Origin of the sequence: Allorhizobium sp. Av2 (genome assembly GCF_021462805.2) — a bacterium.
Lineage (GTDB): Bacteria > Pseudomonadota > Alphaproteobacteria > Rhizobiales > Rhizobiaceae > Allorhizobium > Allorhizobium vitis_G.
On the sequence record NZ_CP192696.1, the window covers coordinates 127,491 to 140,656 of the forward strand.

12 protein-coding genes are annotated in these 13,166 nt (G+C 59.1%); 3 read left to right on the top strand and 9 right to left on the bottom strand.

Annotation, left to right across the window (positions count from 1 at the left end):
• Positions 1–6 precede the first annotated feature (6 nt).
• Together FS819_RS00635 and FS819_RS00640 are read left to right on the top strand one after the other, a co-directional pair.
• Positions 7–603, top strand: a complete 597-nt coding sequence (locus tag FS819_RS00635; protein WP_156549304.1) for a DsbA family protein — start codon at positions 7–9, stop codon at positions 601–603.
• An 8-nt stretch (positions 604–611) separates the two neighbouring features.
• On the top strand, positions 612–1,910 hold the full coding sequence (locus tag FS819_RS00640; RefSeq protein WP_409050033.1) for a glycerate kinase type-2 family protein: 1,299 nt from the start codon (positions 612–614) through the stop codon (positions 1,908–1,910).
• Between the two features lie 11 nt (positions 1,911–1,921).
• Here FS819_RS00640 and FS819_RS00645 read toward each other — a convergent pair whose 3' ends face one another.
• The 3 genes from FS819_RS00645 to FS819_RS00655 all read right to left on the bottom strand — a co-directional run bounded on the left by FS819_RS00645 (position 1,922) and on the right by FS819_RS00655 (position 5,344).
• Positions 1,922–2,911, bottom strand: a complete 990-nt coding sequence (locus FS819_RS00645) for an Hsp33 family molecular chaperone (protein WP_070163681.1) — start codon at positions 2,909–2,911, stop codon at positions 1,922–1,924.
• 291 nt (positions 2,912–3,202) lie between these two features.
• A complete protein-coding gene (gene argF / locus FS819_RS00650; RefSeq protein ID WP_070163680.1) occupies positions 3,203–4,120 on the bottom strand; it encodes an ornithine carbamoyltransferase in 918 nt (305 codons plus the stop codon).
• A gap of 15 nt (positions 4,121–4,135) precedes the next feature.
• Entirely contained in the window at positions 4,136–5,344 is a 1,209-nt protein-coding gene (locus FS819_RS00655) for an aspartate aminotransferase family protein (RefSeq protein WP_156549306.1), read from the bottom strand.
• Positions 5,345–5,784: 440 nt separating this feature from the next.
• Between FS819_RS00655 and FS819_RS00660 the strand changes: the two genes are divergently transcribed.
• Positions 5,785–6,336, top strand: coding sequence for a GcrA family cell cycle regulator (locus FS819_RS00660; RefSeq protein WP_070163678.1), 552 nt, complete (start codon positions 5,785–5,787; stop codon positions 6,334–6,336).
• Between the two features lie 104 nt (positions 6,337–6,440).
• Here the strand turns inward: FS819_RS00660 and phoB are convergent, their stop codons facing one another.
• The 6 genes from phoB to FS819_RS00690 all read right to left on the bottom strand — a co-directional run bounded on the left by phoB (position 6,441) and on the right by FS819_RS00690 (position 13,123).
• Positions 6,441–7,124 carry a phosphate regulon transcriptional regulator PhoB gene (phoB, locus tag FS819_RS00665; RefSeq protein WP_015914768.1) on the bottom strand — a complete coding sequence of 228 codons (684 nt, stop codon included), beginning with the start codon at positions 7,122–7,124 and terminating at the stop codon, positions 6,441–6,443.
• A gap of 360 nt (positions 7,125–7,484) precedes the next feature.
• Positions 7,485–8,192, bottom strand: a complete 708-nt coding sequence (phoU, locus tag FS819_RS00670; RefSeq protein WP_015914769.1) for a phosphate signaling complex protein PhoU — start codon at positions 8,190–8,192, stop codon at positions 7,485–7,487.
• A gap of 43 nt (positions 8,193–8,235) precedes the next feature.
• On the bottom strand, positions 8,236–9,051 hold the full coding sequence (gene pstB / locus FS819_RS00675) for a phosphate ABC transporter ATP-binding protein PstB (protein WP_060719604.1): 816 nt from the start codon (positions 9,049–9,051) through the stop codon (positions 8,236–8,238).
• Positions 9,052–9,148: 97 nt separating this feature from the next.
• On the bottom strand, positions 9,149–10,486 hold the full coding sequence (pstA, locus tag FS819_RS00680) for a phosphate ABC transporter permease PstA (RefSeq protein ID WP_156549308.1): 1,338 nt from the start codon (positions 10,484–10,486) through the stop codon (positions 9,149–9,151).
• Positions 10,483–11,970 (bottom strand): phosphate ABC transporter permease subunit PstC, encoded by a 1,488-nt coding sequence (gene pstC / locus FS819_RS00685; protein ID WP_156549311.1) that lies wholly within the window; start codon positions 11,968–11,970, stop codon positions 10,483–10,485. Before pstC ends, pstA begins: the two co-directional genes overlap by 4 nt.
• A 127-nt stretch (positions 11,971–12,097) precedes the next feature.
• Positions 12,098–13,123: a substrate-binding domain-containing protein gene (locus tag FS819_RS00690; protein ID WP_156549313.1), complete on the bottom strand. Its 1,026-nt coding sequence runs from the start codon at positions 13,121–13,123 to the stop codon at positions 12,098–12,100.
• Positions 13,124–13,166: the final 43 nt, after the last annotated feature.

The following is a 13,166-nucleotide window of genomic DNA, read 5'->3' on the forward strand; positions in this document are numbered from 1 at the left end:
TCTCTGATGATCAAACGCCGGACACTGGTTGCAGCCGCCGCTTGCCTTGCCGCGCCCGGTTTGCTGAGGGCCAAGCAGCCCGGCTCGCAGGAGATTTTCTTCGACAAGGATATTCCCGTGCTGGGCAATCCAAAAGGCGATGTCACCATTGCCGAATTCTTCGATTATCAATGTGGCTACTGCAAAACCTATCATCCTGTCGTCAGCAAAGTGGTAAAGGAAGACGGTCATGTGCGGCTGGTGATGAAGGATTGGCCGGTTTTCGGGCCGCCATCGGTTTTTGCGGCTCAGGCCGTGCTGGCCATTGCAAACCCTGCCCAGTACCAGGCGGCGCAGGATGCCCTGCTCAATCTCAAGGGTGGATTGACGCAGGATTCCGTTTTCCAGGCGCTTGAAAGCGTTGGTGTCGATATGGCAGAGGTCAAGGCTGCGGCAAACAAGAACAGCAATAAGATTTCGCGCTTGCTCGATCGCAACTGGCTCCAGGCGCAAGCGCTGAATTTTCGCGGTACGCCATCCTTCGTCATCGGCACGACGCTCTATCCCGGCGCGCTGGATGAAAAAGCCCTGAAGGAGGCGATTGCCAAGGCGAGGGCTGCATAAGTTTGGTGATGGCTCCGCTGACGCTTGCCCCCCGTTCCTTTCTGGCCTCACTGTTTGCTGCCGCCGTTGCCGCGGCCGATCCGCTCAATGGTATCCGAACCCATTTGCCCGCAAGGCCGAAAGGCCGCACCGTAGTAGTCGGCGCGGGCAAAGGTGCCGCCCAGATGGCCGCAGCCCTTGAAACGCTATGGGACGGCCCGCTGGAAGGCGTCGTCGTTACCCGATACGGCTATGGCTGCCCGCTCGCCAAACTTGAACTGCTCGAAGCGGCCCATCCGGTGCCTGATGCCAATGGTCTCGTCGCAGCTGAGCGGCTGAAACAAGCCATTGCCCCGCTTGGTCCTGATGATCTGGTGATTGCCCTGATCTGCGGCGGCGGCTCGGCACTGCTGCCCGCTCCTCCGACAGGTATGACGTTGGAAGACGAGATCGACCTTAACAGGCAATTGCTGGCCTGCGGTGCGCCGATCAGCGCGATGAACGTGGTGCGCAAACATCTGTCAACGATCAAGGGTGGAAGACTGGCGGCCTTGACCAGAGCACCCGTCGTCAGTCTGATCGTTTCCGATATTCCCGGCGACAATGCGGCGCATGTTGCCTCTGGCCCGACCGTGCCGGATGCCTCGACCCGTCATCAGGCGCTGGAGATTGTTCGCGCCTATGGTTTGCGCCTGCCGCAGACGGCATTGGATCACCTGAATTCTCAAGCCGCCGATGCGCCCCGGCCGGACAATCCCGCTTTTGCCCGCAACCGGCATCATGTCATCGCGTCAGCCAGCGTCTCGCTGGAGGCAGCAGTGCTTGCCGCAGAAGCGGCTGGCGTGCGCGCTGCGATCCTGTCCGACAGTATCGAGGGGGAAGCGCGCGATGTGGCTGGCGTTCATGCCGCGCTAGCCCGTGAAATCGCGGCCAAGGACCGGCCATTTCCCAAGCCCGTGGTATTGCTGTCCGGTGGCGAAACTACGGTCACCATGAAAAACCAAGGGGTGCAACCCACAGGGCGCGGTGGGCGCAACGGCGCTTTCGCGCTCGCCATGGCGTTGGGCATTGCTGGTCACGATATCGAGGCTGGTCACGGTATCGAGGTACTGGCCGCCGACACCGATGGTATTGATGGCACAGAAAACAATGCTGGTGCCTTTGTCGATGGCACCAGCATTATCAGGTTGAAACAACTGGGGCTGGATGGCGCACACCTGCTCGATGCCCATGACAGCTACAGCGCCTTTGAAGCGCTGGGCGACCTGTTCGAGACCGGCCCGACTGGCACCAATGTCAATGATTTCAGGGCAATCCTGATCCGTTGAGCACCCGCAGATTATGCGGGCGTCACTTCATCGGCCTCGTATTTATAGGTGGTCGAGCAGAACTCGCAGGTCACGGAAATCTCGCCTTCTTCTTCGCTGGCGGCGATTTCTTCCGCGGTAAAGCCCTTGAGCACGCCCTTGATCTTGTCGCGGGAACAACTGCACCGATCATGAACGGCTTGCGGTTCATAAACCCGGACGCCACGCTCATGGAAAAGCCGGAACAGTAGCCGTTCGGTGCCGATCTGCGGATCGGTCAATTCGTCGCCATCGATGGTTTCCACCAGCATCCGGGCTTCCGCCCAATTGTCATCATCCGGACCGTCATAGTTGTTATCGTCGCCATCACCGCCCGGCAGGTCGCCCTGATGCATACGCTCCGGCGCCTCCGGCAGGAATTGCGCGATCAACCCGCCAGCGCGCCAGCTATGGCGCGGCTTGCCGGAACTATCTCGATCAAACAGCTCGGCCACGGCCAGACGCACCCGCGTCGGGATCTGCTCCGACTGGCGAAAATAGAAACCGGCAATGTCTTCCAGCGAGGAGCCATCCAGCGGCACGATGCCCTGATAGGGCTGCATGTAATTGCCCTGATCGATGGTAAAGGCCAGGATGCCCGCGCCAAGCAGGTCGGTCGGTGTCGATTTGCCGTCCGCCAGTGCCTGCGCCAATCGCTCTTCGTCAAAGCGGGCATAGGCACGGACATTTTCCGGCGTGGCAAAATCACAGACCAGCAAATCGACCGGGCCATCGCTCTTGGTCTGCACGATGAACTTGCCTTCGAATTTCAGCGAGGTACCGATCAGCACCGTCAGCGCAATCGCCTCGGCCAGCAGGCGGGCAACAGCCGGTGGATAGTCATGCCGATCCAGGATGGTGTTGAGCAAAGGCCCAAGCTGGACCGCGCGGCCCCGCACATCCAGACCATCGACCTGGAAGGGCACGACCCGGTCATCGCCGGCAAAGCCGAACTCGCCCAACGCGCTCAATTTGTCTGTCATGGCACAACTCCTGGCACGAATGCATCCCTGGATGAATGCAGGGCAACGCCATGCATCTACCGCACGGCGCTGCAATCTAAAATGACTGCATGACGATTATTTGGTCAAGGTAGGTTCACAGCGACCTGTCCGAACCGAGGAAAAGCCCATGCCTCGAAACAAGACGGACAAATGGTATCTTACCGCTTCAAGATCAAGCGGTAAAATTGCGCATCAGCCATGCTCTCGCAATCTCGCGGGGCAGCGCATCCTGCAACCCCGCTATTTAAGGCTTTCAACAGCCTGAAACCGTCAAACCGCGCCAAAGCACCAGGCGAGAATGGACTTCTGGGCATGCAGCCGGTTTTCCGCCTCGTCGAACACGACCGATTGTGGCCCGTCGATCACTTCATCGGTCACTTCTTCCCCGCGATGAGCGGGTAAGCAGTGCATGAACAATGCATCGGGCTTTGCCTGCTTCATCAGGGCGGGATTGACCTGGAAGGGCTGGAATACGTTATGGCCGCGTGCCTTGTGCTCCAGGTTCATCGATACCCAGGTATCGGTGATCACGGCATCGGCACCGGTCACGGCCCGGTCGGCATCATGGCACAGCATAATCTCGCCGCCATTGTTGCGCGCCCAGTTGAGGATCTGGTCTTCCGGCTCAGAGCCCATTGGCACTGCCATGTTCATCCGGTAGCCGAAGCGGGCCGCCCCTTCCACCAGCGAATGCAGGACATTGTTGCCATCACCCGTCCAGGCCAGCGTCTTGCCCCGGATCGGGCCGCGATGTTCCTCGATGGTCATGATGTCAGCCATGATCTGGCAGGGATGGGTCAGGTCGGTCAACGCATTGATCACCGGAACAGTGGCGTGCTCGGCCAGTTCCAGCAGGCGGTTGTGATCGGTGGTGCGGATCATGATCGCGTCGACATAGCGCGACAGAACCTTGGCGGTATCGCCAATCGTCTCGGCGCGGCCAAGCTGCATTTCCGTGCCGGACAAAAACAGCGTCTCGCCGCCCAGTTGTCGCATGCCGACATCGAAGGAGACGCGGGTGCGGGTCGATGGCTTTTCGAAGATCATCGCCAGCATCTTGCCGGCCAGCGGCTTATCCGCTGTTCCGGCCCGGGTCCTGGTCTTGCGCTGATGGGCGTCGGACAGAATAGAGTGAAGGTCCTCGGACGTCATGGCCGAGAGATCGAGGAAGTGTTTCGGGGATGCCATGGTGTTACCTGTCGTTCATGCCTGAGCGATTTTGAGGGCGGCCTGCACGGACAAGGCCTCTGCGGCCTGTTCGATGCGCTTGAGGCCTTCTCGGGCCTGTTCGGCAGTCAGCGTCAGAGGCGGAAGCAGGCGGATGACGTTATCACCAGCCGGAACGCCCAGGATATGCTCGTGGCGCATTGCATGCAGCAGTTCGGAGGATGGCACCGCAGCCTTGATGCCGAGCATCAGGCCTTCGCCGCGCACGTCTTCGATCACGCCTGGAAAACGGTCTTTCAGACCGGCCAGACCCTGGCGGAAGACCAGAGCTACATCGCGGACATTTTGCAGGAAGTCATCGGCCAGAACCAGATCGAGAACGGCATTGCCGACCGCCATGGCCAGCGGGTTGCCGCCATAGGTCGTGCCGTGCACGCCAGCCGTCATGCCGGACGCAGCCTCGTCTGTGGCAAGGCAGGCACCGAACGGAAAGCCGCCGCCGATACCCTTGGCCACCGCCATGATATCGGGGGTGAGGCCAGCCCATTCATGGGCAAAGAACTTGCCCGTCCGGCCAACGCCCGACTGCACTTCGTCGAGAATGAGCAGCAGGCCCTTTTCGTCGCAGATTGCCCGCAATTCACGCAGGAACTCGGTCCCGACGACGCGGATACCGCCTTCGCCCTGGATCGGTTCGATCAGCAATGCAGCCGTGCTGTCGGTAATCGCCGCCTTCAAGGCGTCGAGGTCGCCGAACGGCACCTGGTCAAAGCCGGGCGCCTTGGGGCCGAAGCCTTCAAGATATTTTTCCTGGCCGCCCGCCGCGATGGTGGCGATGGTGCGGCCATGAAAGGCACCCTCGAACGTGATGATATGGAATTTTTCCGGATGGCCCTTGCTATAGTGATAGCGGCGAGCCGTCTTGATGGCGCATTCCAGCGCTTCAGCACCGGAATTGGTGAAGAATACCTTGTCGGCAAATGTCGCCTCGACCAGCCTTGCGGCCAGGCGTTCCTGGCCGGGAACTTCGTAAAGGTTCGAAAGATGCCAGACTTTCTCCGCCTGGCTTTTCAACGCCTCGACGAGATGCGGATGCGAATGGCCGCAGGACGTCACGGCGACGCCGCCGGCAAAGTCGAGATATTGCTCGCCTGTTTCAGTATAAAGCCACGGGCCCTCGCCTCGCTCGAAACGCAGCGGCGCACGTGAAAACGTGTTGAACAGCGGCGTTGATGTCTGAGCCATGACGGAAAATCCTTTCGAGCGGCTTTTTGAAGTCTGAACGATGTTGCATGCCAACCACCGAAAAACCGGTGGAAAAATCAAAAATGCCGCCTTTCGGCGGCATTTGCACTATTCCGGCTTCCGCCAGCGTTGTCAACAAAACATAGGGGCAAAGGTATTGCAACCGGATCGTACCGAGATGTTCTTGGAAACCCTCTTGATGAGATCGCATCGATAAAAAATCGGTGGATAGCAAGTTGGGGAAAAGCCTGAAATTCGATTCACGATGATTCGGCGACTCTTGTCACGGAGTCAGGCTCACACTAGGTTAATGACGAATTACTACACTGCATGCGGCGGAAACAGTCACCGACAACACGAGGAAAGTTGGGTTCCGGAACCTTCTGGGACATGGATGATGGATTCCGCGTCAAGCGCGTGCACCAGGCGGAGATTGCGGCATGAACTGGACGGACGAGCGAGTTGAAAGACTCACGAAATTATGGGCCGAAGGCCTGAGCGCAAGTCAGATTGCGACACAGCTTGGCGGCGTCAGCCGGAATGCCGTGATTGGCAAGGTGCATCGGTTGTGCCTTCCGGGCCGCGCCAAGGCAGGCGGTCCTACTGCCACGCCAGCGCGCACACCCAAGCGGCCAGCACCGTCCACGCCCCGCGCACCGAACTTTGCCGCACGCACGCCTTCGAGCGCGCCGCGTCCAGCCGCGCGCACTGCTGCGGCGACCGCGCTGAACGACGATCTCGACATGGATGTCACCGAGAACATGGCTGTCCTGCCGGTTCTCAACACCACCATCCTGCCAGCCTCGCGCCGTCTGTCGCTGACAGACCTCACCGAGCGGACCTGCAAATGGCCGGTTGGCGACCCGATGACCGATGAGTTTCACTTCTGCGGCTGCGATAGCCAGGATAATTCGCCCTATTGCAAATATCACGCGAAGCTCGCCTACCAGCCGGTAAACGAGCGGCGCCGGGCTGCCGCTAACGCCCGCTGATCTCTGCCCGTGATCTCCGATCGCATGTCATAAAAAAAGCGAGCCGCCCGGCTCGCTTTTTTCGTTCCACTGGGTTTTCGGTCCATAAAAACCGTGCAGCGATCTTATGCTTCCATCGAATAGCCGGCGCCGCGCACCGTGCGGATCACGTCCTGCATATTGGAAAAGTTGAGCGCCTTGCGCAGCCGTCCGACATGGACATCGACCGTGCGCTCGTCCACGTAAATGTCATGGCCCCAGACGCCATCCAGCAGTTGAGAGCGGGAAAACACCCGGCCGGGTGAGGTCATCAGGAATTCCAGCAGCCGGAATTCGGTCGGGCCGAGGCGCACTTCGCGGCTCTTGCGATGGACACGGTGGGTTTCGCGATCAAGCTCGATATCGCCGCAGCGCAGCAGGCTGGACAGAACTTCCGGCTTGGCGCGGCGCAGCATAGCCTTGACACGGGCCATCAGTTCCGGCGTCGAGAAAGGCTTGACGACATAGTCGTCGGCACCGGTGGCAAGTCCACGCACCCGCTCGCTCTCTTCGCCGCGCGCCGTCAGCATGATGATCGGCAGGCGCTCGGTATCGGGCCGCATCCGCAGGCGGCGACATAGCTCAATGCCGGAAACACCCGGCAACATCCAATCGAGGATCAGCAGATCCGGTACCCGTTCCTGCAGGCGAAGCTCGGCTTCGTCTCCCCGCAGAATGGTTTCGACCTCATAGCCTTCAGATTCCAGATTATAACGCAAAAGGACGCTCAGGGCTTCTTCGTCTTCAACGACGGCAATTTTCGGCAGCATTCGATCCCATACCTTCAATGAGAGAGTCTTCCCGCAAGCCCTTCCTTGTCCGCTCTGGCGAAAAAGAACATGGCAATACGAGAATTTCGATGTTTACAGCATGTTTGCGCTTTATGATGGCGCTCTACTGTGACTGGAAGGCTGGCCTGTCGCCACAGGTCGAACCTTCGGGTGAAGCCCCCACCCCATTTGGCGTCAGACGCTGAGCTGTCCGATGCCAATCTCCGTCATGGTTTCATACCGGCAGCCATAGACCATGGCTCCTGGTATGCTTTTCTCTGATATCTCAAGATCTTGACACCTTGAGATATCAGCATGTCAGTCAACGCGAGGATGAGTCACTATCCTCGCACTGTCATCTCAATCGGCGACCCCGAAAGCGGTCGTCGTATCGTCCTTCGGGCGCTCGCCTTCGGGCTGTGCGCCAGTGGCCATGTAATAGATGGTCTCGGCGATATTGGTGGCATGGTCGCCGATACGCTCGATATTCTTGGCGCAGAACAGCAGGTGCGTGCAGGTGGTGATGTTGCGCGGATCTTCCATCATATAGGTCAGCAATTCGCGAAACAGCGAGGTGTAGATCGCATCGATCTCCTCATCGCGGTCGCGGATCGACTTGGCCTTTTCCGCCGAGCGGGTGGTATAGACATCCAAGACTTCCTTGAGCTGGGTCATCGCCAGTTCCGAAAGATGCTCAATGCCACGGGCCAGCTTGCGCGGCACGCCAGTGCCCTGCACCGCCATCACCCGCTTGGCATTGTTTTTGCCGAGATCGCCGACACGCTCCAGATCCGAAGCGATCCTGAGCGCACCGATGATTTCGCGCAGATCGGCGGCCATGGGCTGACGTTTTGCAATGGTGACAATTGCCTTGTCACCCACTTCACGCTCGGCATTGTCCATGATCACGTCGTCGGAGATCACCTTCTGGGCGAGGGCGGCATCGGAATTGACCAGGGCGCGAACGGATTCACCCACCATTTGCTCGGCCAGACCACCCATTTCCGAAATGCGGCGCATCAGATATTTCAGTTCCTCGTCAAAGGCGGTGTAGATATGCGCTGTCATGTTCTGATCCTTTAAAAAGATGCATTTTCAATCAACCGTCGGATCAGCCGAACCGGCCCATGATATAGTCCTGGGTCCGCTGGTCGTCCGGGTTGGTGAACATCTTGTCGGTATCGTTTTCCTCGACCAGCTGGCCGAGATGGAACATCGCCGTGCGTTGGGACACGCGGGCGGCCTGCTGCATCGAATGCGTGACGATGACGATGGTGAAATTGGCCCGCAATTCGTGGATCAGCTCTTCCACCTTGGCCGTTGCAATCGGGTCCAGGGCCGAGCAGGGCTCGTCCATCAGGATGACTTCGGGGCTGACGGCAATGGCGCGGGCAATGCACAGACGTTGCTGCTGACCGCCGGACAGGCCCGTTCCCGGCTCCTGAAGGCGATCCTTTGCTTCGTTCCAAAGACCGGCGCGCTGAAGGCTCTTTTCAACGATCTGGTCCATGTCCGCCTTGTTGCGGGCCAGACCATGGATGCGCGGGCCGTAGGCAATGTTTTCGTAGATCGACTTGGGGAAAGGGTTCGGCTTCTGGAACACCATGCCGACGCGGGCGCGAAGTTCCACCACGTCGATGGACGGATCGTAGATATCCATATTATCGAGAGTGATGAGGCCGGTGACCCGGCAATGATCGATGGTGTCGTTCATGCGGTTCAATGTCCGCAAGAAAGTAGACTTGCCGCAACCCGAAGGACCGATCAGCGCCGTGACGGTATTTTCGCGGACATTCAGGTTCACGTCGAACAGGGCGCGTTTTTCGCCGTAGTAAACGGACACATCCTTGCCGACCATCTTGGTGTTCACTTCGGTCATCTTCTGATCCAAGGCCTTTTCAACTGCTGCTTCAGACATCATGTTCATGTTCTTAACCCTCCGGCCTGTCTTTTCGCAATCGCTTGACGTAGGCCCGATGAACTTTCCTGGACGTCATCGCCCAGGACCATGCTCCGGCTGGTTTCTACCACCGCCGCTCAAACCGCCTGCGCAGCAGGATGGCACCGACATTCATGATCAGCAGGAAGATCAGCAGAATGATAATGGCACCGGACGTCCGCTCTACGAAAGCGCGTTCAGCTTCATTGGCCCACATATAGATCTGTACCGGCAGTGCCGTCGACGGATCGAGCGGCGTGCCCGGATAATCCGCCACGAAAGCCACCATGCCGATCAGAAGCAGTGGCGCGGTCTCGCCCAGCGCATGGGCAAGGCCGATAATCGTGCCGGTCAACACGCCAGGCATGGCCAGCGGCAACACATGGTGGAAGACCGTCTGCATCTTGGACGCACCCAGACCCAGTGCCGCAGCGCGGATCGACGGAGGCACGGCTTTCAATGCTGCGCGGGTGGCGATGATGATCGTCGGCAGGGTCATCAGGGTGAGCACCAGTCCGCCGACCAGCGAGGCCGAGCGCGGCAGACCGGCAAAGTTGATGAACACCGCCAGGCCCAGTAGGCCGAAGACGATAGAGGGAACGGCTGCGAGATTGTTGATATTGACCTCGATCAGGTCGGTCCAACGGTTCTTCGGGGCAAATTCCTCAAGATAGATCGAGGTTGCCACGCCGATCGGCAGAGCCAGGATCAACACGGTCAGCATCATATAGGCAGTACCGATCAAGGCCACGCCAACGCCTGCGGCTTCCGGGCGGCTGGATGCGCCGTTGACGAAAATACCGGTATTGAAGGACTTGGCCAACGCGCCGCTTTCAGCCAGCGCATTCATCCAGCCGATCTGCTGGTCGGAAATCTTTCGGCTGCTTTCATCGACCGTCAGGTCGAATTGTCCTTTGAAGGCCGTGTCGACCGTGGCACTGGCCAGGACCGAGACCGGAACCGTCTTGCCGATGATCGATGGATCGGCAACAACCATGTTGCGCAATTGGACGCGGACATTGTCGGAGACCATCTCGGTCAATTGCTTCATTGCCGGACGATTGGATGTATCGATCTTAAGTTTTGCTGCCAACGCATTGCGCACCAGAACCGGATAATTGGCCGCAACCAAAACATCGGGGTTGGTAGCGCGCTGGTTGCTCGGATCGATCAGCTTTTCGCTGAACTCAACCGGCACGGTGATCGTTGTCTGCAAGAAGGCCGTGTAGCCTTTGGAAACCACGGAAGTGAGCAGCAGCAGCAAGAACAGCAAACCGAAGCTGATGGCGACAATGCCATAGGCCCGGAAACGGCGCTCGGCGGCATAGCGGCGCTTGATGCCGATGTCCCGACGAGGGCGTGATACAGGGGCAAGGGCGCCAGCGCCGTGGCCTGCCGCAGCGGGGGAGAGGGTCTCGCTCATTCGTACTGCTCCCGGTATTTGCGCACGATGTAAAGCGCATAGATATTAAGGCAAAGCGTGATGGCAAACAGGGTGATACCCAGGGCGAAGGCCACCAGCGTTTGCGGCGAGGTGAATTCAAGGTCGCCGGTCAACTGGTTGACGATCTTGACGGTGACCGTTGTCATCGGCTCGAAAGGATTAAGCTGGATACGTGCTGCAACGCCTGCGGCCAGCACCACGATCATGGTTTCGCCGATGGCGCGCGAGGCCGTCATCAGCAAGGCGCCGACAATGCCGGGAAGAGCGGCTGGCAGGATCACCCGCTTGACTGTTTCCGACCGTGTGGCACCCAGACCGAGTGAACCGTCGCGAAGCGAGCGCGGCACGGCGGTGATGATGTCGTCTGACAGGGAGGAGACGTAAGGGATCAACATGATCCCCATGACGAAGCCTGCCGTCAGAACGCTTTGTGCCTGAATGAAGCTGGCGAAATCGCCGGTGGCGATGCCATTGATCTTGGCGGAGATATCACGCAGGAACGGACCGACCGAGGTCAGCGCGAAGAAGCCGTAGACGATGGTCGGAATGCCCGCCAGCACTTCCAGCAGCGGCTTGGTGATGGCGCGCAACCGTGGCGAGGCATATTCGGCCATGTAGATGGCAGCAAACAGACCGACGGGTACGGCAAACAGCATGGCGACAATGCCGATATAGAGCGTGCCGAGCAGAAGCGGTATCAATCCGAACTGGCCGCCGGTATCTGTGGCGCCAGCGGCAGCAAACCGGGGATCCCAGACCGTCCCGAAGAAGAACCGCCAGGCCGGAACCTCCCGGAAGAAGTGGGTGGCTTCCGTCAGCATCGACATGATGATGCCGACTGTCGTCAAGATGGCGATGGAAGAGCAGATGACCAAGGCCGCCTGAATGGCTTGCTCCACCCGGTTGCGGGCGCGAAAGCGTGGCGCGATCAACCGAAGCCCGAACAGGGCGCCTGCGAGCGAGGTGGCGATTACCACGATGGTCAGCGCCAGATCGTTGATGGCGCGCATGCCGTTCAAGGCCTCCGCCGCCACGATCATGTAGGGCTCAGGCTCGCCGGCCAGCGGTACGCCTTGTTCGGCCAGCATTGTGCGGGCAGTCGTGGCATCTGCGCTTTTCAACTTGGCCAATTGGTCGTCGTCAAGGCTCTTCAGGCCGCGAGCGATCGCACCGATGGTGCCGTAATTGAGGTTCTGGGTAGCTCCGGCCTGTGCTTTGACCGCATCGGGCATCGCATCGCGTACACGCGTTTCGATCAGCGATGGCGCAATCGCCATCCAGAGACCCAGCACCAGTAAGGCGGGTACAACTGCCAGAATAGAAACGAAACTGCCATGATAGCCATAGCGGGAATGCAGGGCAGACGCACGGCCTTGCGCAAGCGACTGCGCCCGTGACGAGCCCAGCAGGTAGCCGATGATCCCGATAGCAATGACGATAAAAATTAGGATTGACGTACTCATTCTACCATCCCCGGCCTCTCCACGCCCTGCCGCCAAGGGCTGGGCCGCATGTTACGTCATCAATAAATATCAACCGCAACATCATGATGAGACTGGCGCGGACACTGTCCGCGCCAGTTTCAATGTTTTATTTGCCAGCGGTGAACTTGGCGCGGAACTCTTCGCGCTCCTTGTCGGGAGCCGGAACCAGGCCGTAATTGGCCAGCGGGCCGTCAGGGCCGATCATCTGCTCGGACAGGAAGAAGTCGACATATTCCTTCATGCCAGGGATAACGCCGAGATGCGCCTTCTTGACGTAGAAGAACAGCGGACGCGAAACCGGGTATTTGCCGGTGGCAACGGTTTCAACCGAAGGCTTGACGCCGGAAACGGTGGCGACCTTCAGCTTGTCGGCATTGTTTTCGTAGAAGGACAGGCCAAACACGCCAATGGCGGTCTTGTTGGCGGCGATGCGGGCCAGCGTTTCGCTGTAATCGCCATCGATATCGACAGCCTTGCCATCCTTACGCACGGCGATGCACTTCTTAGGGGCATCCTTTTCGCCGATGGCAGCCTTGATCACATCAAGAGCGCCGGCGTCCTTGCAGCCCTGCTGGAGGACGTTGACTTCGAACACTTCGCGCGTGCCGTGCTTTTCGCCCGGAATGAACGCCATGATGTCGGTGTCGGGCAGGCTCTTGTTGACTTCCGACCACTTCTTGTAGGGGTTGGGAACAAGCTTGCCATCAACCACGACTTCAGCAGCCAGACCCTTGTAAAGGTCGGTCGGCACCAGGGCGAGGTCCTTGTTGGAGCTATCGACGGCGAAAACGATGCCGTCATAGCCGAACTTGACTTCCTGGATGTCGGTCACGCCAGCTGCCTTGCAGGCTTCGGCTTCAGACTTGTTGATCGGACGCGATGCATTGGCGATATCGATGGTTTCTGGACCAACGCCCTTGCAGAATTCCTTCAGCCCAGCGCCAGTGCCGCCGGATTCAACGACCGGGGTCTTGAACTTGGTAAAGGTCTCACCAAAGGTTTCAGCAACGATCTTGGCATAAGGAAGAACGGTGGAGGAACCAGCGATCTGGACCTGATCACGCGCAGCGGCGGCGCCAGCAAAGGCGACTGAGGCGACCAGAGCCGCTACGGACAGTTTCAGCATATTCATTTATCTCTCCCGAGAATGAGCTTTCGTGTGGGATGCAAGCGTC

Excerpts from the sequence above, each read along its gene's own strand:
- pstB (WP_060719604.1), bottom strand. The coding sequence starts at position 9,051 with ATGAACATGATGTCTGAAGCAGCAGTTGAAAAGGCCTTGGATCAGAAG.
- FS819_RS00655 (WP_156549306.1), bottom strand. The coding sequence starts at position 5,344 with ATGGCTCAGACATCAACGCCGCTGTTCAACACGTTTTCACGTGCGCCG.
- pstC (WP_156549311.1), bottom strand. The coding sequence starts at position 11,970 with ATGAGTACGTCAATCCTAATTTTTATCGTCATTGCTATCGGGATCATC.
- FS819_RS00635 (WP_156549304.1), top strand. The coding sequence starts at position 7 with ATGATCAAACGCCGGACACTGGTTGCAGCCGCCGCTTGCCTTGCCGCG.
- FS819_RS00640 (WP_409050033.1), top strand. The coding sequence starts at position 612 with ATGGCTCCGCTGACGCTTGCCCCCCGTTCCTTTCTGGCCTCACTGTTT.
- pstA (WP_156549308.1), bottom strand. The coding sequence starts at position 10,486 with ATGAGCGAGACCCTCTCCCCCGCTGCGGCAGGCCACGGCGCTGGCGCC.
- FS819_RS00690 (WP_156549313.1), bottom strand. The coding sequence starts at position 13,123 with ATGAATATGCTGAAACTGTCCGTAGCGGCTCTGGTCGCCTCAGTCGCC.
- argF (WP_070163680.1), bottom strand. The coding sequence starts at position 4,120 with ATGGCATCCCCGAAACACTTCCTCGATCTCTCGGCCATGACGTCCGAG.
- phoU (WP_015914769.1), bottom strand. The coding sequence starts at position 8,192 with ATGACAGCGCATATCTACACCGCCTTTGACGAGGAACTGAAATATCTG.
- FS819_RS00645 (WP_070163681.1), bottom strand. The coding sequence starts at position 2,911 with ATGACAGACAAATTGAGCGCGTTGGGCGAGTTCGGCTTTGCCGGCGAT.
- FS819_RS00660 (WP_070163678.1), top strand. The coding sequence starts at position 5,785 with ATGAACTGGACGGACGAGCGAGTTGAAAGACTCACGAAATTATGGGCC.
- phoB (WP_015914768.1), bottom strand. The coding sequence starts at position 7,124 with ATGCTGCCGAAAATTGCCGTCGTTGAAGACGAAGAAGCCCTGAGCGTC.